Consider the following 24809-nt stretch of genomic DNA (forward strand, 5'->3'; position numbering starts at 1 on the left):
GCCCCTCTCCGTTCCGTGCCCCTTCTTCCCGTACGGAATGACCAGTTGCGGCCACGGGGGACGGTTCGCGAAGCCGATGCCCTTGCAGACTCGGCTGACTTACTTTTCGTCGTGGTCGGACTTGCCGCCACCGAAGGAGTCGTTGCAGCCCATGTCCGAGCCCATCTTGGTGGACTGGGCGCCCGGGGAACCCTCGCCACCGAGCGCGTCGCCCAGCAAGCCGTTGGCAATCCCGACCTCACCGAGGACATCGACGTTCAAGTCGTGCGACCGGCACTGGTTTCCCTCGCTGATGCCGGATTGACCCCCGCCATGTCCGCTCATCCTGGCGTGGGCGGTGCCGGCACCGAGGGCGCCAAGAGCGCCGAGGGTGGCGAGCACGACGGCAGCCTTGTGAAGCTTGCGCATTTCATCTCCGTAGATTGAGGCGGATGCGATCGGCGATTGACCGACTCCCTGCGCTGCGAAACATTAGTGCGTCTATCTTTTAACCATGGTGTGACGCGCCGCATTCCACGATTGTCGGGAAATTGTCCACCCAGGACACCTTATGAGTCGGTTAATATTATCGATCTGATTTATGGCGGGGCTGGACTTTCCGGGATTTGAACTCGCGGATTTCTGGGTGACGCCCGCTTCGATCGCCGCAGAGTGAGTGGCAAAGCTGCTGCTGCAATGCTGCAGGCATATGCGTGTCCCTACCTGCCAGGCGTAAAGCGGGCCCCTAGAGTTGGCCTGCGGCCCGGGCCTGGTCGTCGTCCCATGGGCCGTGAGTGCCTGCTGGACTGTGTACTCGGGGTATATCGCCGGCACAGGGCACTTCTGCAGTCCCCGGCTGGCGCTGGAATCTCCCGAACAGGGCGAGTCGGGGACTGCAGCACCGGATCGATACCTGAACCGGCTGCTCTCGGCATTGATATCGCGACGAAGATAACTTTCCCCGCCGCCCGGTACGCCCCGCGGAAAGAGCATGAGGCATAGGGCATGGGGGCGGTAGTCAGTTCTCCTGCACGCCCATCGGGCCGATCGCGCCCACCCCTGAACAGTCCACACATAGCCGGTCCGAAGTTGCCGGGTGTGTCGCCCCGGGCAAGGCTGGGGAGCACACGCATCCTTCTCCTGTGTGTTCTCCCCGCCTCCGGTCCCGAGCCGCAGGCGGGGAGAACACTGCGCCTGAAATGCGCCTGAGATGTGGAAACCAGCGGGGTGGCAAGTCCATAGCGGCAGAAGGGCAGGGGAGTCCTGATGCCTCCGTATCCGCATTCGCATCCGCGTCTTGGCGCCCCTGCCATGGGGCTACTGCTTGCCCTTCCTCGCCTACCGCTCTTCGCCCACCATGTCGCGCAGCAGCTTCGCGGCCACCGTTGCCCCGTCGGTACGGATGGTGCCGGCCACACGCCTTGCTTGTGTGCGTGTCTCGGGGGACAGGGCCGTCTTGAGCGCGGCTGACAGGGACTCGAAGGTCAGGGTCGGGCCGTCGTGTGCCGCGCCGATGCCCAGTTCGGCCACCCGGGCGGCCCAGTACGGCTGGTCGGCCATCTGCGGTACGACCACCTGAGGCACGCCGGCCCGGGCGGCCGTCGTCGTGGTGCCTGCGCCGCCGTGGTGCACGACGGCGGCCACGCGGCCGAACAGTGTCTGGTGATTGACCTCGCCGCCGACGAAGCAGTCGTCTCCCTCGTCGGTCAGCGCCAGATCGGCCCAGCCTCGGGAGAGAAGCACGCGGCGGCCCTGGGCGCGGACTGCTTCGATGGCCGCTTGGGCGACGTCCCGTGCATCGCGTATGGGCATGCTGCCGAAGCCCACGTACACCGGTGGTGAGCCGGCGTCCAGGAACGCCTCCAGGTCGGCCGGGAGCGGGCGTTCGTCCAGGCGGATCCACGCGCCGGTCTGCACTACGTCAAGGTCCGCCGGTTGCAGCCAAGGTCCCAGGTTGGGGTCTGCCGCCAGCCACGGGCGGTCGGTGAAGATGTGGTCGCGGACGTTGGCCACCGGGGGCAGGTCGATCGATGCGCGGTGGGTGTTGATCGCCTCGCCGAACAGGGCATTCATGTTCTCCGTGTTGAGATCCCACAGCTCTCGGTTGTCTGTCACGTCCGGCGGGAGCGGCCGGCCCGGCCACACGAGCGGCGGGTGGTGCGGCGACGGCAGATAGGTCGGGAAGTACGCCACGAATATGTAGGGGATGCCGAGCTTCTCGGCGGCCGATCGCGCGGCGGCCGCTGCCGGGATCAAGCCGGTCGCCACCACCGCGTCGCATCCCTCGGCCACCGTGGCGATCTGTTCGTACGTCGCGGCGACCATCTGGGCCGCACGCTCGGACAGGCCCACCGCCGGCGCCGACTTCGTCGCCCCGGTCACCGCCTTGGTCGCCATCTCACGCACAGACTGGCCGAGCGGCACCAACGGGAGGCCGAAACCGTCGAGTAGCTCCGCGAAGTCCGGCGGCGCGCACATCTGCACCTCCGCGCCGAGTGCGCGCAGACTCACCGCGAGTCCCACCATGGGTTCGACGTCCCCACGCGACCCGTACGCCAACAACAACACACGCATTTCCCGACTCCCCTGCCCTTGCGTACTTGGCTTCGGTCGGCGATTCTGCGGCACGACCCGGGCCTTGCCGCAAGCCCCCCGGTGCGCTATATCTTGATCTTGGTAGGGCCCTTCCTTTCCTCCCATCGTCCACTGTCGATGGGGGCGGTGTGCTTCTCCCAGCGGTTCCCAGGCGGCGGAAGCGGCGCAGGCGGCCGAACGTCCGCTTTGGGAACGGGGATTCGGGCAGCGCCGATCGGTCCGCTACGAACGCTCCGTTCCCGTTCCGGCGCCTGTGATCGAGGTCAGGACGTCCTCCAGAATGGTGGGGTCCCCGCCTGTCTGGGAGCGCCAGGCGATGAAGCCGTCGGGCCGTACGAGGACCGCGCCCGTGTCGTCAAGTCCCATCGCCGTGGCACTTTGTGCGTCGAGGCGTGTCGCACGCAGATCGATGCCGCGCGAGGCGCCGAGCTTCTGTGCGGCTGCGCACCAGTCTTCCCCCGCAGGTCCGGCCAGTACCGCGAAGCGGGAGGCGTTGAGGTCCACGGTGGAGACGTCCGAGCCGTTCAGCCAACGGTGCGGAACGCGCGACCCCGGCGCTCCGTCGAGGCTCGCCGTGACATCTTCAGTCGACGGAACGTCCGCGACCGGGCCGTGCACCGCTGAGGAGTCGTACCGGTAGCCCATGGTGACCATCGGGGCGTTCCATGCGCCTGCGGCCCGGCGCTCGTCCGCGGCCGACGGGTCCCAGTGCAGCCGAGGATTCTCCCAGCGCAGCCATGCCTGACGCGTCACCAGTTCGGCGACCGCGTGACGCTCTTCGTGGTAGCTGTCCAGCAGACGGTCGCCCGCCTGGCCGGCCAGCACCATGGCCAACTTCCAGGCCAGGTTGTGGGCGTCGGCCATCCCGGTGTTCAGACCGAACGCTCCCAGGGGAGTCACGGCCCGTGCGGCGTCACCGACCAGGAAGGCCCGCCCGGAACGGAAGCGGTCCGCCATCCGCAGGGTCCCGCGCCACGGCAGCACGCTGAGGATCTCCACCGGTATGTCGGTTGCTCCGATCGCCGTGTGCACCGCTTCCCTGCAGTGTTCCACTGACCGGCTTCCGTCGGAGAACGGACGGGTGTGCAGTACCCAGCGCCGCTCGCCCACGGCCAGCAGGATGCCTGCCACGTCGGGATGATGGATCTGTGTCATGGCGGGCACCGACCCGAAGCGGTCGATGAGATCGGCGGTGAACAGGATGTTCAAGGTGACATCGCCGATGGCGCCCGGGCCCGTCGTGCCGATTCCCAACATGCCGCGCACCGAGCTGTTCACGCCGTCGGCGGCTACGAGATAGTCCGTGCTGACGGTGCGTCCGTCGGACAGCGTCACCGTCACCTTCTCGGCGTCCTGCTCGACCCCGATCGCCTCGACGCCGAACTCGACGGTGGCCCCGCGCTCGCGTGCGGCCGGGAGGAGCAGGGCGTCGATCCGGTCTTGCGGGTAGTGCCCGTCCGCCGTCTCGGGAGAGGCGCCGGAGGGGACGGACGGGTTCTGTGCCGGTGCGGGGCGGCTGCGGTCGATATCGGCGACGGTGCGTGCGTCGACCCGCCACAGACCGGCCGAGCGCACGGCGACATCCGCCAACTTCTTCCGCAGCCCCACCTCGCGGAAGAACTCCAGGGTGCGCAGGCTCAACCCGAGCGCACGAGGGTGGATCGACGGCTCAGGGCGGCGCTCGACGACGAGCGACGAAATCCCGTGGTGGCCCAGGAACACCGCAGTCGCCAGGCCGATGGTGCCCCCACCGACGATCAGAACCGGGACTTTGGACATGGTTTCCTCCCCCTTACGCATGTCTCTTTCACGCATGTCTGTGCACCGCACGGGAAATGCCGTGCGGAAGGAAGTGGGAACAGTGTTCCCACTTCGGGAACACTGTACGGGAACACGTACACTGTGCCTATGCCGTCTCAGTCACAGCCCGCGACGCTGATCTGGATGCGCGACCGCCGGCCCGGCAGTCGGCCGGCGCTCAGCGAGGAGAGAATCGTCCGCTGCGCGATCGACATCGCCGACGCCGAAGGCATCGAAGCCCTGTCCATGCGGCGCATCGCGTCCCAACTGGGCTCCGGCACAACGTCGTTGTACCGCCACATCGCCGGTAAGGACGAGCTGATCGAGTTGATGGTGGACACGGTGTACGGCGAGGAGCCACCGTTGGAACCACCCGGCGACGACTGGCGTGCGGGGCTGACCGAGGAGGCCCGCCGCTTTCGTGCCGCACTGCTCAGGCACCCGTGGCTGGCGCAGCAGGCATCCCGCCGGCCCGCCCTCGGCCCCAACGTCATCGAACGCAGCGACCGGGCGCTCGCCGTGGCAGGCAAGGCCACCGAGGACGCCACTCTCGCCGGGATGATCGTCAACGCAGTCAACACCTACGTACTCGGCGCGGTCTCCACCGAACTGGCCGAACTGGAGGCCCACCACAGCACAGGCATGACCGAGGAGCAGTGGCGGGCGTCTGTCGGCGCCTATGTCCAGCAGGTGGTGGACTCCGGGCGATACCCCCACTTCAACCGGCGCATCCTGGAAGCGGAGGACCCTGACGCCGACGCTCGCTTCGCATTCGGCCTGAACTGCCTGCTCGCCGGCCTCGCCGCAGCCGTCGAGAGCCGATAGGCACAGCCACCCGGGCGGAACGGCTGCCGACACCAACCGCGGCATCCACAACATCCACGACAACCTCGACAGCCTTGACAACAAGCACGGCAGCAACCGAACCAACGGAAGGCAAGGCATGCACCACATACGCCGGGCCCGCGCGGCCGATCACCCCACTCTCGTGGAGTGTGTCCAGCAGTGGTGGGGTGACTCCCGCACCCCCGAACAGGCACGTGAGCTGTCACTTCTTCTGCCGCGGCTGTTCCTCCAGCACTTCGCCGCGACCAGCCTGGTACTGGAGGACGAGACCGGCATCCGCGCGTTTCTGATCGGGTTCCACTCGGCCGACGACAACCACCAGGCGTACATCCACTTCGTCGGCGTCGACCCGCAACTGCGTCAACAGGGCATCGCCCGCAGGCTCTACAGCCTGTTCTTCGACCGCGCCGCAGCGGCCGGCCGCACCGAGGTACGTGCCATCACCGCACCGCGGAACACCGGCTCGATCGCCTTCCACCGGGCCATGGGCTTCGAGCCGTACGCCGGCGACCACGAGTCCGACGGCCTGCCCGTCCACCGCGACTACGACGGTCCCGGCCAGCACCGCGTCGTCTTCCGCAGGAAACTCGGCGCCTCGCCCCAGGGCAACGCGCTGCCGCCCTTCACGACCCGCCGCGCGAAGCCCGAGGACTTCGACGCCATCGTCGAAGTGGTCGACGACTGGTGGGGCCGCCCCGCCTCCCGCGCCCTGACGCGCGTCTTCGTCAACCACTTCTTCGCGACCAGCCTGATCGCCGAGCGCGACGGTGAACTGGCCGGCTTCGTCATCGGCTTCCTCTCACCGTCCGAGCCCGACGAGGCGTACATCCACTTCAGCGGCGTCGCCCCCGCCTGGCGCCGCTCCGGCCTCGGCCGCCACCTCTACGAACGCTTCTTCAACATGGCCCGCGCCGAGGGCCGCACGCTCGTCAAGGCCATCACCTCCCCCCAGAACGCCCGCTCCATCGCCTTCCACAACGCCATGGGCTTCACCAACTCCACCCCGATCCCTCACTACGACGGCCCCTCCCTCGACCGCGTCACCTTCACCCGCCCCCTCTGAGCGAGCCCCCAACAAGTCACGCGACCAGGCGGACTTCACCACGAACCGCCCGTCGACGACCGCGCTCGACGACCGCCAGAGCGTGTCGTCCTTGCCGCCGACCAGCGGGCGCATCGCGATCGGGCGCACGCTCAACTCCGGCGCGACGACCCGCAATGCATCCGCAAGTGCCTCGGGGGAGCAGTCGCTCAGCCACCTCACGCCGGCCACCCCATCACGACATGTCCGTCCCGGGCCGGCCTGCGCCGCAAATGACTGGCATTCCTAAGGCTCCTAGGTTATAACTAGAGCCCCTAGGGGATTGCGGGAGGACGTATGGCGCGGGCCGGGCTGACGGCGGAGCGGGTGACGATCGCGGGTGCCGAACTGGCGGACGAGGTCGGGCTTGACCAGGTGACCATGTCGCAGGTGGCACGGCGGCTCGGTGTGAAGGACGCGAGTCTCTACTCGCACGTGCGGAATCTGGCGGACCTGCGCGGACGGATCGCCCTGCTGGCGGCGGATGAGAAGACCATCCGTATCGCCGAGGCAACCGCCGGACGGGCAGGCAAGGACGCACTGGTCGCGTTCGCCAACGCCTGGCGCGACTACGCCCACGAGCACCCCGGCCGCTACACCGCGACGCAGACACCGATCCAGATCGACCCCGAGCTGGCCGCACAGGCACCCGGACCGCGGCGCGCTATCGAGCTGACCTACGGCATGCTGCGTGGCTACGGACTGACCGAACCCGACCTGACGGACGCGGTCCGACTGCTGCGCAGCACCTTCCACGGGTTCGTCGCCCTGGAGGCCGTCGGCGGATTCGCGCACCAGCGTACGCCGCAGCGGTCCTGGGTCCGTGCCCTCGACGCCCTGCACAACCTCCTGGAGCACTGGCCCCCGTCCCGAGAAGGAGAGCCCTCATGACCGCCCCGACCATCGGTAGCCTGCCTGTGCGCGGCGCGACCCTGCACTACCAAGTACGCGGCCGCGGACCGCTGTTGCTGCTGATACCGGGAGGGGCGGGTGGCGCCGCCGCCTTCGACGGCATCGTCGACGACCTGGCCGCCGAACACACCGTCGCGACCTACGACCCGCGCGGCATGTCCCGCAGCACGCTGGACGACCCCCATGCCGAGCAGCGCGTGGCCGTGCACGCCGACGATGCGTCGCGGATGCTGGAACTGCTGTCGCCCGACGAGCCTGCCCGGGTGTTCGGCGCCAGCTCGGGCGCGATCACCGCCCTCCATCTGCTCACCACCTACCCCGAACGCATCGAACGTCTCGTCGCACACGAGCCGCCGGTGGTGGAGGTCCTGCCGGACGCTGCCGAACACCGCGCGCTCGTCGCCCACGTGCAGGAGACGTTCCGCACCGAGGGGCTCATGCCGGCGATGGCCGTGTTCGCCGCGGGGTTGACGAAAGGGGGCGCGGAGACCACTGGACCGGAGCCGGAGGCAGAGCTCAAGCTTCCGCCGCAGGCAGCGGCACGGGCCGAGCAGACGATGGCCAACCTGCCGTTCTTCGTCAGTCGCATCGTGCCCAGCTTCATGCCCTATTCCCCGGACATCGACCGGCTGCAGGCACTGTCGGACCGGCTCGTGATCGGCGGCGGCCAGGACTCGCGCGGTGAGCTGCCGTACCGCACGGCCGCTGCCCTGGCCGAGCGTCTCGGTGCGCCGCTGCTGCACTTCCCGGGCGGGCACACCGGCACGACCACACACCCCGCTGAGTTCGCCGAGCGGCTTCGTCAAGCCTTCCGTTCCTGAAACCGGCCCCCTCACCTGCCCTGAGGCGGGGGGCGAGGCGGCGGGCTGGGTCAACTACCCAGCGGCTGGCGGGCGTTGGGCGGACCTGACGACGGCCGCCAGGTCCGTGCCTGCTTCGAGCAGTGCCACGGTCCGCGCCGCGATCTGGTCCAGGCGTTGCTGCAGGACGCGTTCGGTCTCTCCCAGGCCGTCGAGCCTGCGCAGACCGCCGATGATCTCGCGCACCGCGGGAATGCCGTAACCGGCATTGCGCAGCGCCGCGACGATACGGGCCGCCCTGATGTCGGAAAGTCCGTAGCGACGCGCTCGCAGTGAGGTCACTCTTTCGGGACTGACCAGCCCCTCCTGCTCCCAGAACCGCAGGGTCGAGGGACGGACGCCGAGCGCACCGGCGAGCTGCGTGATCGTCATCGTGTCGCGCTCCGCGGTACTGGCCGCGTCACTCGCCGACCGGAACGTGGGCGCGTGCCCTTCTGCCCGTATCGCGTGCAGTGCCTGCTGGGCGCGCAGGGCCTCGTCGCGTTCCTGTGCGAGGCGGACATGGACCGCGCTGACCGCCGAGGCTGCCTCCGCGATCGTCGCGGTCCGCAACTCCGTCAGCAGCTGCCTGGCCGCGACGGGGCCGACGGCACGTGCGAGTCCTCGATAGGCGCGAAGGGCTTGCACGTGAAGGGGCGCGTAGGACCGGTAGCCGTTCCTCGACCGGGCGGCTGGGGGAATGACCCCCAGTCGCTCCAGGTCGCGCACCTGTTGCAGCGAGTACCCCGACGCGCCCGCGACATCCACCGTGCGGAGCGGTGCCTGTTGGGCACCACTCATCCGCTCGTCCAACGCCAACCCCACATAAGCACTTGAAGGTGATGCTTGAACCATGAGTATGGAACAGATCATCGCGACCGTACGAGGCTTCGACGGTGCACTCGTGGTCGTCGCCGAGCCGGGAGGCGCCTTCCCGGAGCTGGTGTGGGGAGACGCGTTCTTCTACTACGCACCGGACGGACAGGTCCCCCGTAACGTCCAGCCCTACGGGACGATCGTCACCAAGAACTACCCCGGCGACGACGCGTCCGGCCTGGACGCTCCGGACCGCTGGCGGGTCAACCTCCACGTCGACCGCGCGACGTTCGCGGAACTCACCGGGGAGCAGCCGCGCCGGCTCACCCTCCAGCGCGACCACGCAAGCACCGACACCGTGCTGCCGCACCCGGTATACGGCGAGCTCGGCTGGGTCTGTGTCGTCAGTCCCGGTGAGAGGACAGCGGACACGGTTGCGCAACTGCTGCGCGTCGCCCATGACGCCGCTCGGGCCCGCTTCGAGCGGCGGCAGGAACATGGGAAGGGCGCTGGAGACTGACGTCCGCCGGCCCGCTCAGGCCCGGGTGGGCGTTCCGGCGACCACGCTCGATCGGATCGATGCCGCGGTCCGGCGCAGCAGGTGGCGGTAGCGGATGGATCCGGGAGCAGCCGGGTCCAGGAGGTCGTCCGGCCCGGTCACGCTCAGTGCGGCGGCGCACTGCGGCGCTTCCGGGCAGGGCACGACGGTCGCCAACTCGGCGATGTGCGAGTTCGGTTGGCGTACGAAAGCGCAGCGCCCGTCGTGCGGTGCGGTCAGCACTCGCGCGGCCGCGGAGTCGTGCGGCAGTACGTCACCGGTGGCCAGTCGTTGGGGACTGTTGTCGGGTCGGAAGACGTGGTGGATGAGCTGCACACCGCGCGGGTGGGCCACCGCGAGCTGCGCACTCATTCCGCTGAGTGCGGCCAGCTCGTCGGTCCAGATCATGGCTGCGGCCCGCAGACAGTTGCAGTCCTGTGGTGGGGCGGCGGTCCGCTCGTCGATGTGCTGGGCCGCCAGTCGCAGGGATGAAAGGGCGCGGTGCAGCACGGCGGATGTGCGATCCATGGCAACAAGCTCCTCACCTGGGATCAAGGGGGATTCCGTTTGTCGACCGGTCTGCCCTGTCAACGGTACAAAACGGACGGCGCTCGGGTGTCGGCCGTGTGGCGGGTCCAGCGGGGGACCGAAGGGAGGAGAGCGGCGGCCAGGCGGTCCGCTGATCGGTGGAGGCGCGGGTCCCCGGCCTGCCCGCACCAGGTTGACCGGGCCCGCTGCCGGCCGCAGGCCGCCGCGAACCGTGCCGGTCATCCGGCGCGGCTCGCGGCGGGCCACAGCCAGCGATGCGCCAGCACGGCCAGCAGACCGCCCAGCAGGTTGAGCACCACCCGCACCACCGCCGCGTACCAGGGCATCGGCTTGTCGAAGTCGCTCAGCAGCAGGAGCAGCACGGGCGAGGCCAGTGCCCAGTAGGCGTAGTTGGCAGGTCGGAAGGCGTAGGCCAGCGCGCCGGAGATGCCGACGACGGCCGCCACCGCGTACGCGCCTGGGCGGGCCAGCAGCAGTACGGCGGCGACGACCCCGCCCAGGCTGTTGCCCAGCACCCGCTTCTCGGACTTGGTACGGGTGCCCTCGGGGGTGGGCTGCAACGACAACAACAGCGAGGTCACCAGCCAGTGGCCCTCGCCCCACAGCGAACCCTGCCAACCGGTGGCCACCGTGGCAGCCCCACTCAGCAGCGCCAGTCGACCGGCATGGCGGACGGCGACGGCTGACGAGCCGACCGCATGGGCCTGGCCGGGAGCGTCGCTCCGGGCCGCCTCCGGCCGCAGGGGCAACAGCAGTGCGGTCGTCCACAGACATCCCACCAGCTGGGGCAGCCCCGGCAGCAGCACGGGATGGCCACGGTCACCGGTGATACCCACCAGCAGCACGGCCAAGGCAGCCGTGGTCCCCATCCGGGGCACCAGCGCGCCGATGAAGGCCGCCACCGCCACCCCAGGCGCCAGAGCCGCCACCCCGCTCCCCGCCAGGGCCACATAGATCCCGGCCAGGGTCACGCCGACCGTACGGACCGCCAGGCAGCGAGCCCGTTCGGCGCGGCTCGCTCCGGCCGGGAAGGGCATCGCCACCAGCACCGCGGGGACGGCGACAGACGCCCCCGTGGCCGCATGACCGGCCCAGGCACCCACCGCGAGCGGGCCGGCCAACGCCACCCCGGCGGCGACCCCGTCCGCGTACCGCGGCCGTCCCTCGGGGCGCAGCAGTTCGGCGACCGCGTCCGACACCGCGCGAACTCGCGAGCGGATCACCACGGCACCACGGTACGAGCACAGCCGCGACATCTCCTGGAAGGCGCCTTGCCGGGCATGGCTCACCGCCGCTCGGACACCGGCCGGCGTCCCCCGGGCCTTCCGGCCTCCCCGTGGTTGCGTTGAGGCAGATCGCTCAGGCCGGCCAGCAACGTGACCAGCACCGCAACGCCCGCTCCGATGAGAAAGATGACGGAGTAGGCACCGCGGTCGGCCAAGTCCGTGGCGAGGGCGGGAGCGACTCCGCCGCCGACGAACATGCCGGTCACATACAGTGACACCATCGTTCCCCGCACCTTCGGCAGCACGGTGGCCGCCCGGGAGGCGAGCGAGGAATTGGTGAACATCCACCCGCCACCGAGCAGGGCTGCGGCCACCACGACCGTGGACAGCCGGCCCCCGGTCGCGGCGACGAGCAAAGCAGCGATGGCCAGGACACCGCCGATGGTGGTCAGTCCCCACCGCGGCACGCGCCGGGCCAGCCTGCCGTAGACCAGCGACCAGACCAGGCCGGCGAGTCCGAAGACGGCCGAGATCAGACCGGCAACGGAGGCCGAGGCGCCGTGGTGTTGCAGCAGCGCGGGCAGGAACGTCACACAGCCCAGCACCACCGCGCCCGCCAGGAACCCGCACAGGACCACCAGCATGGCCTGCCGGGAACGCGCCACCAAGGCCATCTGAGCCAGCGGCCTGCCGGGCGGGGAACGATCCGGCTCCGGCAGCCGTCGCACCGCCACGACCAGGACCGATGCCGCGACCGCGGGCACGGCGAAGACATAGCGCCAGCCGGCCGCGCTCACGATGACGCCGCCCAGGGCGATACCGGCGGCGACGCCCAACCCACCCGCCGCGTAGAACGGCGACAGCGCACGCTTGACCGCGTCCGCAGGGACGAGGTCCCCGACGTAGGTGACCGAGGTGGGATTGACGCCGCCGTAACAGGCACCGCTCAGTGCGCGCGCCACCAGCAGAACGGTCAGGGACGGGGCGGCCGTCGACACCACCCCACCGACCAGGGCGCCCGCCAGCGCGAAACGCAGCACCCGGACCCGGCCGAACCGGTCGGACAGCACGCCCCAGACAGGTTGCAGACAGCCATAGGCCAAGAAATAGGCGCTGGCCACCGCCACCGCCGCAGACAGCCTGACATGGAAACCGGCGGCGATGGCCACCAGTACCGCCGTCATGGCGAACCGGTCGAACGCGGACCAGAAACCCGCCGTCACCAGCACAAACGGCATCCGGTCCGACTGACCGGACTGCCGCGTCACCCATGCTTCCTGCCTGGCTCGGGCCATGATTTCACCGTACGGGCGCAGGTCTGCGGGCTCATCTCGACGCCGGATCGGTCTGGATCGGCCCGCTTCGGCCCGGGGCGGCCGCCCTCCGCGAGAACGCCGCGAGAGCTCTGCCTGGGGCAGTCACTCAAGCAGATGTCGCCGCATCGCCTCGGCCACGGCGGCTGCCCGGTCGGAGACGCCCAGCTTCTCGTACAGCCGCTGGGTATGGGTCTTGACGGTGCTCGCTCCCAGGTACAGTTCCGCGGCCAGCTGCGGGATGCTCTTGCCCTCGGCGAAACCGCGCAACACCTGCCGCTCCCGCTCGGACAGCACCGGCGCGTCGTGGTCGGCCCGCATCCTGATCTCCTCGGCCAGCCCCCCGGACACGTCCTCCGAGATCACATGACCACCTTGGGCGACCTTCACCACCGCATCCACGATCCGCGAGCGCGGCGCGTCCTTGGCGAGATAGCCGTACGCACCCTGTTCCACCGCCCGGTACACGACCGCGCTGTCCGTGGTGGCGGTCAGCAGCAGCGCCCGGGTGGGCAGCCCGTCCCGGGTCATGGCGTGGATGACCGCGATGCCGTCCATCCGCGGCAGCCGGTAGTCCAGCACGGCAACCTGAGGACCCAAGTCCCGGATGGCCTGGAGAGCCGACTCGCCGTCCGCGCACTCGGCCACCACGTCGATCTGTCCGCTGAGTTGGAATCCCCGGGCGAGTCCCTGGAGGTAGACGGGATGGTCGTCGGCGATCACCACGGTCACCGGCGTACCGGATTCGGTCTCCATGGAGTCCACTCCCGTCAGGTGCGGAAACCGGAAACAAGCACTCGAAGCACAACGTAACCGTCGGCCATGGTGATCACAAAAGCTGGACGGGGGAGGGGCCGTCGACCGTCCGATGGCCCACTCGGCCGATCCGCGCGGGGTCGAGCCGTTCCTATCGTGGAACGCGGCGAGCCAGGAACTTGCAACGGACTCGCCACGGACTCGCAAGGGACGAGGAAGGACTGCCGACGATGAACAACACGATGACTGCGGTGCGCCGCGTGGTGGTCGGCGTCAACGGCTCGGCCGGGAGCTCCCGCGCACTGCGGCGGGCCGCCGACGAGGCACGCCGCCACCAGGCACAACTGTGCCCGGTGATGATCTACTCCTCACCGCAGGGCGACTACATCGACATGCTCTGGCCGCCGGACCCGGACCTGGAACGCGAACTCGCCAGCGCTGCCAGGCACCGTCTGACCTGCATCTGCGACAGCGTCCTCGACGATCAGCACGACTGCGCCTCCTGCGCCCCCTTGGTGGCCCGCGGTCTGCCGGGCCCGCTGTTGGTGCGGGCCGCTGACCGGGAAGGCGACCTGCTGGTCATCGGCGGTGGCTCGCGGGGCGTGCTCAGCCGCCTGGTCAGCGGATCGGTGGGACGGTACTGCCTGCGGCACGCGGCGGGCCCGGTGCTGGTCGTACCCGATGGGGCATCCGAGCCTGCGGAATCCGAGCATGCCGAATCCGAGCGTGCGGAATCCCACCCCGCCCTGTGAACGCCCACCCGCACCGGCATCGACACCACGCCGACTCGGCCGCTCAGGCAGGAAGACGCACCTCGATCGTGGTCGGGCCACCCGGCGAACTCTCCACCTGCCACCGCCCGCCCGCGCTCTCCACCCGCGCACAGTGGCTCGCCAGGCCGATATGCCCTTCGCGCAGCCGCTGTTGGGCCAGCGCCGGGTCGAACCCCGTCCCGTTGTCGCGCACGGAGAGCACCGTCTCGCCACCTTGTGTGGTGTGCAGGCGCACGGAGACCTCGGTGGCCCGTGCGTGTTTGACGACGTTGGTCAGCAGCTCCCGTGCCACGGAATAGAGGAGTTCCCGGTGGGCGACGGGCTCGGATGCCTGGATGTCGTAGTCGACGCCGAAGCCGCCGCGCTGCGCGCACCGTTGGCCCATGGCCTGCAGCGCCGGCCCCAGGCCCTTCGTGGACAGGACCTGCGGGTGGAGATCGACGATGATGCCCCGGATCTCCCCGATGGTCCCGCGCAGCTGTGCACGAACCGGTGCGAGCAGGTCACCATCGGCCCGTTCGGCCACCTCGTCCAGATCCTGTACCGCGACCGTAAGGGTCTGCACCGGCCCGTCGTGCAGCGCATCCGCGAGGTCGCCGCGCTCGCGGCTTTCTGCCTGCAGTGCGTCCTCCAGCAGCATTTCACGGGCGCGGAGCAGTTCATGGATCCGGTTGGTACGGCGCCTCAACAGCTCGGCGATGACGATGGACGCCAGCACGGTCCACAGCAGGTACGTCTCGTCCGACATCACCGACCAGGTCCAGTCGGCGTACTGCGACGGCAGTCCCGGAACCGACATCACGGTGTACCCCACCACACAGATGAGGCCGAACACCGCGGTCACCAGCGGAAGCTGCCACAGGACCGTGGCCATCGGCCACATGAAGTAGGCGTAGCGCACAGCCGAGTTCCGGCCACCGGACACCGCCGCCAAGGCAGTGATCAGCGTGAGGTCGACAACCAGCGCGGCCGCCGCACCGCGTACATCGGTGACCGGCCGCCGGTACACCCACAGCAGACGGGCCCCGGCCCACAGCGCATAGCCCACTGCCAGCAGGCCGAAAGGGAGCGCCGCGAGGGAACGGCCTGCCTGCAGCCCGGCCGGCACGAGCGGCACCAGCATGAGCAGTCGAACCCAGGCCACATTCCGGGAGGCTTCCGCCGCCATGTCACCGGCCGTACCCCGGGACCATGATGGCGGCAGCGGAACCAGGCGGCCATGCGGGCGGTCGCCGCTGCGAGGGTGCATGCTGCGACAGTAGCGAACAGCAGCCCCCAGCCACGGTGATGACGGGCCGTCGGATCAAAGGACGCCCTGCCGAATCTCTCGGATGCCCGACGTCCGCCGCGGTCTTCCGTACGTACGACACCGGGCGGTACCTGCTGCCCTCCGCCGCTCGCCCTTCCGCAGGCATCCGCCGGGCCCTCCATCGCGCAGGTGCAGCCGGCTGCCTCATGGCTCGTAGCGCAGCAGCAGCGCCGCGGCATCATCGTCGAGCGAGCCGCCCGTATGCGCCCGGACATCCGCGTGGAGGCGGGTCAGCAGCTGGTCCGGGTCGCCCATCTGCAGCGTGGCCAGGCGTTGCCGCAGCGCATAGAACCGCCTGGCAGCGTCGCGGGCCTCGGTGATGCCGTCGGTGTAGAGCAGCACCGCGTCGCCGCGCCGCACCGGATGATGCAGCACCGGCGGGCGCACGTCCTCGGGTGACAGCACGCCCAGTGGCGGTACCGGCTCCGGAGGAGCCAACGCCTCCGGTGCCTGGCCCGACCGCAGCAGCAGGGGAGCCGGGTGCCCGCAGTTGACCACCTGAAGGTCGGCGTTGCGCCCACTCGGCGATGACGGCAGACACAGCACCGCCAGAGTGACGAACTCCTCCGTGCACGGCGGAAGGCTGCGGTCCAGCGAGCAGGCGATCCTGCGCACGAGCGCCGACGGGCAGCGCTCGTCGTAGGCCGCCTCACGGAAGGCGCCCAGCACCACGGAGGCGGTGGACACCGCCGACAGGCCCTTGCCGCGTACGTCACCGATCAGGGCCCGCACACCCCAGCGGGTCAGCGCCACGTCGTAGAGGTCCCCGCCGATACGGGCGCAGGCAGCCGCGGCCGAGTAGTCCACCGCGATCCGCGCCGGCCCCAACCGTGGGGGCGGCGGACGCAGCAGGACCTGCTGGGCCACCTCGGCGGTGACGCGGACTTGGGCCAGTTCCCGCTCCTGGCGCGCCCGCGCCCCGACAGTGGCACAGCCGATGACCGTGGTCAGCGCGATCGCATCCAACGTGGCCAGATGACCGACGACGAAGATCCCATGGCTGCGGGAGGCGTCGATGAAGCTGGCGGCGGCGGTGACCACGCCAAGCTCCAGCGGGTACCACCCCCGACGTCCCACTGCCGCGGCCAGTGCGGGCACCGCCGCCAGCGCGGGAGCGATGACCACCCAGTCAGGGAGCGCCACATCGACGGCGACCAGCACCACCAACAGCGCCCAGGGCAGGAAGGGCGCCCATGCCTGGCGCGAGAGCACCACGCCGTCCGCGGGCGCACGGTGTGCAAGCCCGCCACCGTTCGGCAGGCCGCCGTCGAGGTGCCGGCGCTGCCGGATGATCGTGTCCATCGTGCCCACGGGACCGGTAGGTGATGCGCCTCGCTCCTCGCTCATGCGCCTTCCGCCGGCGGGAGCCATCGCCCGATGGGACAGGGCCGCCCACACGGCCGCTCACGTCTCGTCGTCGGTGGAGTGCACCAGGAGCACCGGGCAGTGCGCGTGCCGCAGGCAGTAGCGGCTGACCGAGCCGTGCAGCAGTTGGTGCACGGGCCCGTGCCTGTTCTCGCCCACCACCAGCACATCGGTGTCCTGGGCGGCGAATGCCACCAGGGCCATTCCGGCCGGCGCACGGACGGTCCTGGGCCGCATACGTGCCCCGTTCCCAACGGTTCCGAACGCCTCCTGGCAGGCCCGTGCCAGTCGGCCGTCGGCGTCACGCTGCCAGTGCGCGCGCACGTCCGCCGGCGCCGGACAAACGGCGTCCGCCGCCTCGCCGCCCGGGGGTGCCCAGGCATGTATCGGACACAGCAGCGCCTTGTGGCGTGCGGCTTCCTGGGCACCCTGCCGGAGCGCGGCGATGCTGCCGGGCGAGCCGTCCACGCCGACCACCACACGCTTGACCACTGTCGACATAGCACTGCACTCCTTCTTCTTCCTCGTCTTCTTCATCGTCATCGGGGAATTTCGACAGTAGGAGGTGCGGGGGCCGGCGGCATCAGCCGGATAGCCGATTCACCGGACGACAGCCGGGTCGACCGGAGGCCAGAAGTCCGAGGCCGGAAGTCATAACCTGCCGGTTGGTGCCGACTGTCTGGCGCTGACCCTACGGTGCGTCGGCCCCTCGCCCCGGCACACTGCCCGGCCCCTGGACTGGCCGGCCCAGCGCGCCGTCGCGGCGATGGTGGCGTTGCTGACCGCCGCCCTCAACGAAGCAGGCAGGCGCGGCCGGCTCGACCCGGCCGTCCTCGCCCTGGCGGGGCTTTCGGCGCTGTGCGCAGCCGCCTTCGTCGCACGCGAACATCTGGCGCGCCTGCCTGTACTGCCGCCACGCCTGCTGCGCTCACGCCCGAGGGGGGGAGCCGCCATCGGACTGCTGTTCAACTTCGCCTTCTACGGCAGGGTGTTCACCGTCAGTCTCGACTTTCAAAGACAGCGCCGCTACAGCGCTCCGGTGACCGGAGTGGCCCTGTTGCCGGTGGTGGCGACGACCACGTTCGCCGCCGCCCTGTCCGGCCGCCTGGCCCGCCGCACCGGCCACCGTCCCCTCGCCGTCTCCGGTATGTCCGCTGGCCGCGGCGGGCCCTGCGTGCGCGGACCCGGAGCCTTCTCCAGGACGACGACGTCCCAGTCGAGGGTGTCCAGACGTTGGGCCAGGGCGATGCCGGCACGCCTCATGACGCTCGGCCACGGCCCCTATGACGCTCGGCCAGGTTCCCTCCCCGCGCCTACGATCTGCCTCCGACGAGCGCGAGGACCTCCAGGCGGGAGCCGCTATGCGGGCGCTCCCGGCTGTGAGCCGCCGCCTGCTCGGCGTATGGCGGCGATGATGGTCCGGGCCCAGGCGGCGGGGGACGGAGTGGTGAGGAGGGCGGCGAGACGTGTGATGTGTGTCTGTCGCTGGGCAGGGGTCATGTCGAGGGCCTGGTGGAGGGTGTCGACCAGGTCCTGGGGACGGTGCGGGTCGGTCAGCAGGGCGGCCGTACCGAAGTGTTCGGCGGCTCCTGCCTGGCTGGACAGGACGAGGGTGCCTGGACGATCGGTGGCCGACTTGGCGGCGATGTATTCCTGGGCGGTGAGGTTCATGCCGTCGGCGAGAGACGTCACCCAGAACACATCGGCTGCCAGGTAGTGGTCGACGACCTCGGGGAAGGGCAGGGACTGGGGGCGGTAGTCAACGGGTGTCCAGTCTTCCGTTCCCCAGCGGGCGTTGAGTGTGCCGATGGCGTCCTCGAGCGCGGCGCGTGTGGCGTCGTAGGCGTGGATGCCTGGTTCGGGTGGTGGGCAGATCAGGCGGAAACGGAGCCGCCCACGTAGTCCGGGGCACTGTTCGAGGAGTGCCGAGAGGGCATGGATCTTCTGGACCGGGGCCTTGGCGTAGTCGAGGCGTTCGACGGACAGGACGAGTATGGCGCCGTCGTCGGGAGTGGGGCGGTGGGGCCGGCGGGAGCGGGCAATGCCGGCGACGGCCTGGCGGTCGATGCCCAGGGGGTGGACGCCGATGCACGGCAGGCGTTCGGAGTGGTCGGAACGGTCGGAACGGTCGGAACGGTCGGAACGGTCGGTGAGAAGGTCTTGGAAGTTGCGGGCGGAGGCGGCTGTGTGGAAGCCGGCCCAGTCCAACTGATCGAGGGAAGAGCGCAGTTGCTCGGCCACGGGGAGCTGCCGGAAGGTGTCGGGGTCGGGAAAGGGCGTGTGGTGGAACAGGCCGATGCGCAGGTCGGGCCGTTGGGACCGGAGGATGCCGGGGACCAGCCAGAGGTTGTAGTCGTGCAGCCAGACCGTCCCACCGTGTTCCGCGTGCGCGCCGATGTGATGGGCGAAGTCCTCGTTGAACGCCTCGTAGGCGGCCCACTGGGGCGTCGTGTGCCGGATCAGCTGCGGCTGGGACATCAGCGCAGGCCACAGGGTCTCCTTGCAGGCACCGTGGAAGTACCCCGCCCACCGCAGGGACGGGACCGGTAGCAGTGCCATGAGGAGGTTGGCGGGAGGTCCGGGGACACTGGCTGCCGGGCCGTCGTGGACGACGGCGGCGGCCCAGACCGCGGAGGATGTGTGGGCGCTTTCGTCGGTGAGGGCGGAGGTCAGAGCCGGCAGGATTCCGTTGGGGCTCAAGGGGCGGTGCCACTGGCCGAGGGACCACTGCGCGGGCGGGCGGTGGTAGGCGATGACCACCGGCGAGGGGGTCCGTAACCACCCCAGGCGTTCCAGGGCGGCGAGGACCCCGGCGGCTCCGTGTCGGACGGTCCGGAAGACGCGGGCGGTCGTGGGCGCTTGGGTGGACAGGCCCGGTTCGGCGTTGCCGACGATCACTCCGTGGGCGCCGAGGCGGAACATCGACAGGTCGTTGAGCGAGTCACCGGCCACGAGGATCCCGGAGGCGGGCCATTGGAGTTTGCGGGCGAGTTGCTGGACGGCCGGGCCCTTGCCTGCCTGGGGCGGGAGGACATCGAAGAAACGACCCTCGGAGTACGACCACGAGCACCCCAGGTCCTCGACGGCCGCTTTGAGGGGCCCGGTGAGGTGCTGCGGGGACAGATAGAAGGAGCAGCGGCCGTCCTGTGCCACTCCCTCCTGGTGTCTGAGCTGGGGGAAGCGGCGGGCGAGGGCCGTGCGAACGTGGTCGTGGCCGGGCCAGCCCGCCCGGAGCTGGGCTTCCAGGACGTCGACGTGGCTCATGTCGGTGGCGTCGACGACGCTCGCCCCGACGTCCGCGATGATCCACCGTGGCGACGGGACGAGGGGATCGCGGTCCAGGAGTGCCTGGACGGAGGGCAGACCGCGTCCGGTGGCGAAGACGACGGTGATTTCCGGGTGCCGGTCCAGTGCCTGGCGTAACCGTCGCCGCTCGTCCTCGTCCCCTCCGAGCAGGGTGCCGTCCAGGTCGGTCACCAAGACCTTGATGTGTGTATGCGCCGACCGCACACCGGCGTCGGCCTGGCTCGTTTCGTCGGCCATGGGGACCCTCTCGTCGTCGGTGTGTCGTTGTCGGTACGGCCGTTGGGCCTCGCCGTCAGGATGCCAGGGCGAAGCGCGGAGGCGACAGACCGTCCCGCAACGGAAGCCATGGCGACGGGGGAAGTGGTCGACAGGGCTCGGCGGTTTCGCGCCCGGCGGCCACCTCCTGCTCGGCTTCTTCGAGTCGGAGGGTGAACCGGTGACGGCGTTCGATCACAAGGTGGCGACAGCCTACCGATGGCCGATCGACGACCTGGTGGCGCCGGCCGGCGAAGCCAGGTTCGTGGAGATCGGCCGGATGCTGGGCGAGCCGAGCGAGAACGAACGGTTCCGCGGAGGCCATCTGCTGGTGCGCAGGGGCAAGTTGCTCCGGCGACAGACACCCGCCTGACCGCCCGACCGACCGACCGATCGATCAGTCGGGCGGGTGGCCTGCGTGCCGCCTGCGCAGGCGGCACGGATCGCACAACGCGTGTTGCCGACGGCAGTCAGTTCTTGACCGGGTTGATGGTCATCAGTCCGGTGAAGAACGTGACCGGCACGGTGTCCGTCTTGTTGGTGGTCGTGCCGCTGCTGGTCGACGAGGTCTCGGACGAACTGAGGCCCGCACCGAACGAAATCACCTTGTCGAAGCTGGCGTTGATCTGTCCCGACACCGCCGTCTCCAGGCCCTGCTGCCGGATCTGCTGCTCACTGAGGGTGACCGAGGTGAATTTGACGTCCCGTTGGATCGAGAACACGTAACTGCGCTGCTTGGGATCCAGGCCGGCGAGGGTGAGCTTGCCGACCAGATGTGTGGTGATCAGCAGGCCGGGCGGGGTACCCACGGTGGCCGGATTCCCTGCCATGGCGGAGGAGTAGATCGAGGGGTAGGTCACCCAGTGGGTGGACGAGCCGTCGACCACGATGTCCAGTGGCTTGTCCGGGGCGATCTTGCCGTTGAGGATGACGCTGGGAGCCGCGGGCACCACGTTGTCCTGGCCGAGCACCTGCCTGTTGTCCTGGAAGACGGCGATGGCGAACCTGCCGCGTTCCCAGTCCGCTTCGCTGGGGCCGAAGCTCACCGGGGCGAAACTGAACACGAACGATCGGTTGTCCGAACTGATCGGCACCGGCGGCCGCGGGGTGGGACGTGGCGCGGGAGCAGGCGGGTGCGGTGTACCGGATCCGCCGTCGCCGGAGCCGGGTTGTGTACCGGGACCCGGCGTACCGGGGGCGCCGCCCGGGTTGGGGACCGTTCCGCCGGTGCCTGGGGTCGGGCTGCCGGCCGTTCCGGTTCCGCTTCCGGTACCGCCGCCCGGCGTTCCCGCGCCTGGCGCGCCGGTTCCCGCACCGCTGCCGCCCGGTCCTGCGCCCGGCGTCCCACCGGTGCTGGGCGTTCCGGGCGTCCCTGGCGTTCCGGGCCCACCGGGCGTACCGGGGTTCTTGCCGGCCAGCCCGGCCGCGTTGCTCGCCAGTGAGGTCAGCAGCGCGGCGACCTCCTTCTGCATCGACTCGTCGCGGAAGATGTCGCCCTTGCCCAGGAGTTGCAGCGCTGCCGCCATGCCGACCGGGTCGGGGGCCTGCGGCGGCTGGACGATGGTGACCGCCGACGCCGGCAGCCCCGAGGGCGTGGTGGGGACGACCACCTCGCGGCTCGCCGTGGACACCGGAGCGATCTGCGGGGCACTGTCCGGGTCGGGCGACTTCTGCCAGTCCCAGAAACGCGTGTCGTCGATGACCTCCGCCGCATTGCAGTGGCCGAGTTTGGCCTCGGCGAAGACACCGCGGGTGGGCAGACTGACCAACTGCTCGCTGCGCGCAGGTGCCACCTCGGGCAGGCGCACTCGCCCCTCGCCCGAGCCCTCGAACAGGGCCGGGTCGAGCGGAAAGGCCGTGGCGTCCCCGAGCACTTCCAGGGCGCGGTTCTCGATGGCCTGGAACAGTGGACGCGTGGTGGCCCCGACGGTGAGGCGGCTGCCTGCCAGATCCGTCCACCGGGCGTTGGGATCCTCCCCGAGCCGGATCAGCCGGTAGTAGTGCTCACGGTTCTGCACCAAGTGTCTGCGCAGCCGGATCCGCAGCAGGTTCTCCTCGTCGCTGAGCCGTTGGAACGGGGTCGGTGCGGGGGCCGGCTCCGGTGCCTGGCGGGCGGCCAGTGCCCAGGTCGTGGACGGCTTCTGGAAGAGCTTGCCGCTGGGCTCGTCGACCAGGAGATGGGTGTTGCCCGCGGTGTCCACGGCCGTGACGACCAGATGCTCCACGGCGACGTCGTCGTTCCTGCCCTCCGTGTGAGGAGGGATCATCGTCACCGAAATCGTCCGCAGATCACGCCAGTTGACCCGCTCGTCGGACCTGGGTACACCCGCGAGGTCGACCACCGCGTTGGTGTGTTGGAAGTCTCCGGGATTCTGCAGATGCGTCGGATCGGGGTCCCAGTCGCTGTGCTGCGGGCGGACGAGGTTCGTGTCCTTCTGGGCACCGTCCGGTGCGCGCTGGGTCAGCGTGACCGTCGTGGGCACGCGGTCCTGGAAGCTGGACAGGCCACCGATGGTGAAGCGGAACTGGAAGAGGATGAACTCCACACTGCCCGGGTCGGGCGGCACCGGCACCTCGGGCTGGAGCTCCCGCCAGGCAGCGTACTTCTCCACCGCGTCGAATCCGCCGGCCAGCTGCGGGTCGAGCAACCCGGCCGCCAGCAGGCGGCGGTAGCGGACGATGACCAGTTCGTCGTCGAGGTTCGGAGACCCCGCGGGCAGCAGAACGGCCGGCCGGACCCTGCCACGCTCGACGAGCACCCGGAAGTGCCGCAACACCTCGTAGTAGAGCAGCGTCATCGCATGCGCGTGATTGTGGTTGCGTACCGTCCGGGTCTGCGCGGTGGACGCCTCCGCCTGCCGCGACTGCACGACGACCGTGCTGCGCATATCGCGTACGGAGGTGGAGTGCTGCCTGATCTGATCGTGCAGGTTCTGCACGGTGTCCACCGAGACACTGCGGTCGCCGGTCGTCGTGGCATAGCCGCCACCGAGCGCGGCCGAGCCGCCGAACATGCCCAGCGACGCCGCACCCGCCGCGCCGGCCATGACCGACCCACCACGCTGCCACTCGTTGACGGCACCCTTGACCACCTCGTCCACCGTCCGGTCACGAGTCAGGGCGTGCTCCAGGTCGTCCGTGAGAGCGATGTCCTCCAGCCGACTGTCGGTCGACGTCCGCGACCAGTCCACGATCGCGAGCTGCACCTGCTCGCCCGGCGCCAACGGGAGGCTGTAGGTGACCTGCCCGAGCCCGTGCCCCACCGGGATCCAGGTGACGTCGTAGCTGATGACCAGGGCGATCGGCACCGGAAATCCCGCGATGCGGTCGGCCGTCCCGCCGCCCCCGACGGGGGCCGCTTCCTGCGCACCGTAGTCCAGCAGCGCCATGAGATCCGGAACGGTCACGATCTGGTGCACCTGGTACTGCTGGGTGGCGACGTTGGACGGCAGCAGGGTCTCACAGCCGTCCTGCCCGATGAGTTCGGCCGGTACGTACGCGAAGGAGCCCGGTGAGAGATACCAGTCAAGCAGCGAGGGCGACTGCATCGACGGAAAGCCGCCGGCGGAACCGGTGAAGACGCCACCGCGGTCCACCCCGAGCCGCAGGACCAGTGCCTGAGCCTCCTCGTCGGCCTCGGCCAGGACGTCCACCGCGCTCTGCAGCGGACCGCCGAGGTACAGCCAGACATGGTCGAGCCGTACCTCCGCGGTGGCACCGTCGGGCCGCTCGGCCAGTTGCCGCGCCTGCCGCCACAGCGGCGCCAGGTCCCACGAGCAGTACCCGGCGTGGTCACTGCCGAGCAGGCCCAGCGGCATGCGCACCGATCTGTCGGCTCGGGCGGCAGCCCCCGCCCCGCCGCCTGAGCCCTGTTCGGAAACGGTCAGTTGGGCTTCGAGGAAGGCCGGCGCCCCGGACACGGGCCCGCCGGTCCGGTTGTCGAAGAGAAACACACAGCAGCGGGCCGGGCCACCGGTGTCGTCGGTCGGAAGTGCGATGTCCATGGTTCCCCCCATCGACCTCACGCCTGAAGAGGAGCCGCAACGGCGGACGGTCAGGCGACGGCAGGAAGGTAACGCAAGAAGGCTCGATCAAATCTCGAACTTCTTGTGGAGCATTTGGACAGGTCGTGCAGTCCGTGACCAGACCACGCAGAGAACAGACCACTCCACTCCCTCCAGTGCCACCGACACCAGCCTCACCGCGCTTTGGGGACAGTCCTATTGCTGTGTGAGGTGAAAATTTCCCTGCAGTGCAGTGCGCTGGGCAGCGCCGCGCCTCCTCCAGAGGGAGGGGAGCCATGGGAGTCCTTGGAGTCCTTCGTGCCCTTGCGCATGTCAATGGGAAGCACAGTGACTGGCAACGCCGGATGTCCAGTTCGCCGCCCGGCCCGACGTGCTATGGCGCTGGAGACCGCGTGTTCTTCACGATCTCCCTCCTTCCTAAGGAATACGTTAAGGGCCTTGGCAGGTGTTGAACATCGGCGAGTTTGCTCCACGCGGTTTCCAGGGACGACCCAATCCTGAGCCACTCCAACACTGCGGGACGGCT

At 69.7% G+C, this 24809-nt stretch carries 20 protein-coding genes and 1 pseudogene; 7 read left to right on the plus strand and 14 right to left on the minus strand.

Translation table 11 applies throughout. The features are described from left to right. Window positions 1-99 precede the first annotated feature (99 nt). The 3 genes from B073_RS0110990 to B073_RS0111000 form a co-directional block, all read right to left on the minus strand. A complete protein-coding gene (locus B073_RS0110990) occupies window positions 100-408 on the minus strand; it encodes a hypothetical protein (RefSeq protein ID WP_018538146.1) in 309 nt (102 codons plus the stop codon). 909 nt (window positions 409-1317) lie between these two features. Further along, the gene (locus tag B073_RS0110995) at window positions 1318-2553 is read right to left on the minus strand and encodes a glycosyltransferase (protein WP_026247260.1); all 1236 of its coding nucleotides are present in this window, start codon (window positions 2551-2553) and stop codon (window positions 1318-1320) included. A gap of 243 nt (window positions 2554-2796) precedes the next feature. Then, window positions 2797-4353, minus strand: coding sequence for an FAD-dependent monooxygenase (locus tag B073_RS0111000; protein ID WP_018538148.1), 1557 nt, complete (start codon window positions 4351-4353; stop codon window positions 2797-2799). A gap of 129 nt (window positions 4354-4482) precedes the next feature. Here B073_RS0111000 and B073_RS0111005 point away from each other — a divergent pair, with 129 nt between their 5' ends. From B073_RS0111005 to B073_RS0111020, 4 genes are all read left to right on the plus strand, one after another. After that, complete coding sequence (locus B073_RS0111005) at window positions 4483-5199, plus strand: TetR/AcrR family transcriptional regulator (protein ID WP_018538149.1); 717 nt, start codon at window positions 4483-4485, stop codon at window positions 5197-5199. A 118-nt stretch (window positions 5200-5317) separates the two neighbouring features. Further along, window positions 5318-6283 carry a GNAT family N-acetyltransferase gene (locus B073_RS0111010; RefSeq protein WP_018538150.1) on the plus strand — a complete coding sequence of 322 codons (966 nt, stop codon included), beginning with the start codon at window positions 5318-5320 and terminating at the stop codon, window positions 6281-6283. A gap of 315 nt (window positions 6284-6598) precedes the next feature. Then, on the plus strand, window positions 6599-7192 hold the full coding sequence (locus B073_RS0111015; RefSeq protein ID WP_018538151.1) for a TetR/AcrR family transcriptional regulator: 594 nt from the start codon (window positions 6599-6601) through the stop codon (window positions 7190-7192). Continuing rightward, window positions 7189-8034, plus strand: coding sequence for an alpha/beta fold hydrolase (locus B073_RS0111020; protein ID WP_018538152.1), 846 nt, complete (start codon window positions 7189-7191; stop codon window positions 8032-8034). Before B073_RS0111015 ends, B073_RS0111020 begins: the two co-directional genes overlap by 4 nt. Before the next feature lie 54 nt (window positions 8035-8088). On the opposite strand, the gene B073_RS0111025 is transcribed toward B073_RS0111020, so the two are convergent. Continuing rightward, window positions 8089-8853: a MerR family transcriptional regulator gene (locus B073_RS0111025; protein WP_026247261.1), complete on the minus strand. Its 765-nt coding sequence runs from the start codon at window positions 8851-8853 to the stop codon at window positions 8089-8091. 58 nt (window positions 8854-8911) lie between these two features. Between B073_RS0111025 and B073_RS0111030 the strand changes: the two genes are divergently transcribed. Continuing rightward, window positions 8912-9388, plus strand: coding sequence for a DUF6194 family protein (locus tag B073_RS0111030; RefSeq protein WP_018538154.1), 477 nt, complete (start codon window positions 8912-8914; stop codon window positions 9386-9388). 15 nt (window positions 9389-9403) lie between these two features. On the opposite strand, the gene B073_RS0111035 is transcribed toward B073_RS0111030, so the two are convergent. From B073_RS0111035 to B073_RS0111050, 4 genes are all read right to left on the minus strand, one after another. Continuing rightward, window positions 9404-9934, minus strand: a complete 531-nt coding sequence (locus B073_RS0111035) for a hypothetical protein (protein ID WP_018538155.1) — start codon at window positions 9932-9934, stop codon at window positions 9404-9406. 239 nt (window positions 9935-10173) lie between these two features. Continuing rightward, window positions 10174-11181 (minus strand): FUSC family protein, encoded by a 1008-nt coding sequence (locus tag B073_RS0111040; RefSeq protein ID WP_158690113.1) that lies wholly within the window; start codon window positions 11179-11181, stop codon window positions 10174-10176. A 59-nt stretch (window positions 11182-11240) separates the two neighbouring features. Further along, window positions 11241-12476, minus strand: coding sequence for an MFS transporter (locus B073_RS39745; RefSeq protein WP_063740870.1), 1236 nt, complete (start codon window positions 12474-12476; stop codon window positions 11241-11243). A gap of 123 nt (window positions 12477-12599) precedes the next feature. After that, a complete protein-coding gene (locus tag B073_RS0111050; protein WP_018538158.1) occupies window positions 12600-13250 on the minus strand; it encodes a response regulator transcription factor in 651 nt (216 codons plus the stop codon). A gap of 230 nt (window positions 13251-13480) precedes the next feature. Between B073_RS0111050 and B073_RS39750 the strand changes: the two genes are divergently transcribed. Beyond that, complete coding sequence (locus tag B073_RS39750) at window positions 13481-14002, plus strand: universal stress protein (RefSeq protein ID WP_018538159.1); 522 nt, start codon at window positions 13481-13483, stop codon at window positions 14000-14002. Between the two features lie 43 nt (window positions 14003-14045). Here the strand turns inward: B073_RS39750 and B073_RS0111060 are convergent, their stop codons facing one another. From B073_RS0111060 to B073_RS0111080, 5 genes are all read right to left on the minus strand, one after another. Beyond that, window positions 14046-15191 carry a sensor histidine kinase gene (locus B073_RS0111060; protein ID WP_051093979.1) on the minus strand — a complete coding sequence of 382 codons (1146 nt, stop codon included), beginning with the start codon at window positions 15189-15191 and terminating at the stop codon, window positions 14046-14048. A 285-nt stretch (window positions 15192-15476) separates the two neighbouring features. Beyond that, window positions 15477-16634 carry a PP2C family protein-serine/threonine phosphatase gene (locus tag B073_RS0111065; RefSeq protein WP_018538161.1) on the minus strand — a complete coding sequence of 386 codons (1158 nt, stop codon included), beginning with the start codon at window positions 16632-16634 and terminating at the stop codon, window positions 15477-15479. Window positions 16635-16736: 102 nt separating this feature from the next. Next, on the minus strand, window positions 16737-17240 hold the full coding sequence (locus B073_RS39755) for a universal stress protein (protein WP_234025049.1): 504 nt from the start codon (window positions 17238-17240) through the stop codon (window positions 16737-16739). A gap of 483 nt (window positions 17241-17723) precedes the next feature. Beyond that, entirely contained in the window at window positions 17724-17960 is a 237-nt protein-coding gene (locus B073_RS46325; protein ID WP_018538163.1) for a hypothetical protein, read from the minus strand. 96 nt (window positions 17961-18056) lie between these two features. After that, entirely contained in the window at window positions 18057-20240 is a 2184-nt protein-coding gene (locus tag B073_RS0111080) for a trehalose-6-phosphate synthase (protein ID WP_018538164.1), read from the minus strand. Between the two features lie 148 nt (window positions 20241-20388). On the opposite strand from B073_RS0111080, the pseudogene B073_RS39760 reads away from it, so the two are divergent. Continuing rightward, window positions 20389-20631: pseudogene (locus B073_RS39760) on the plus strand (SAM-dependent methyltransferase); the annotation flags it as partial. Between the two features lie 97 nt (window positions 20632-20728). On the opposite strand, the gene B073_RS0111090 reads toward B073_RS39760, so the two are convergent. Beyond that, window positions 20729-24262 (minus strand): hypothetical protein, encoded by a 3534-nt coding sequence (locus B073_RS0111090; RefSeq protein WP_026247265.1) that lies wholly within the window; start codon window positions 24260-24262, stop codon window positions 20729-20731. Window positions 24263-24809: the final 547 nt, after the last annotated feature.

The organism is Streptomyces sp. MspMP-M5 (assembly GCF_000373585.1).
Classification (GTDB): domain Bacteria; phylum Actinomycetota; class Actinomycetes; order Streptomycetales; family Streptomycetaceae; genus Streptomyces.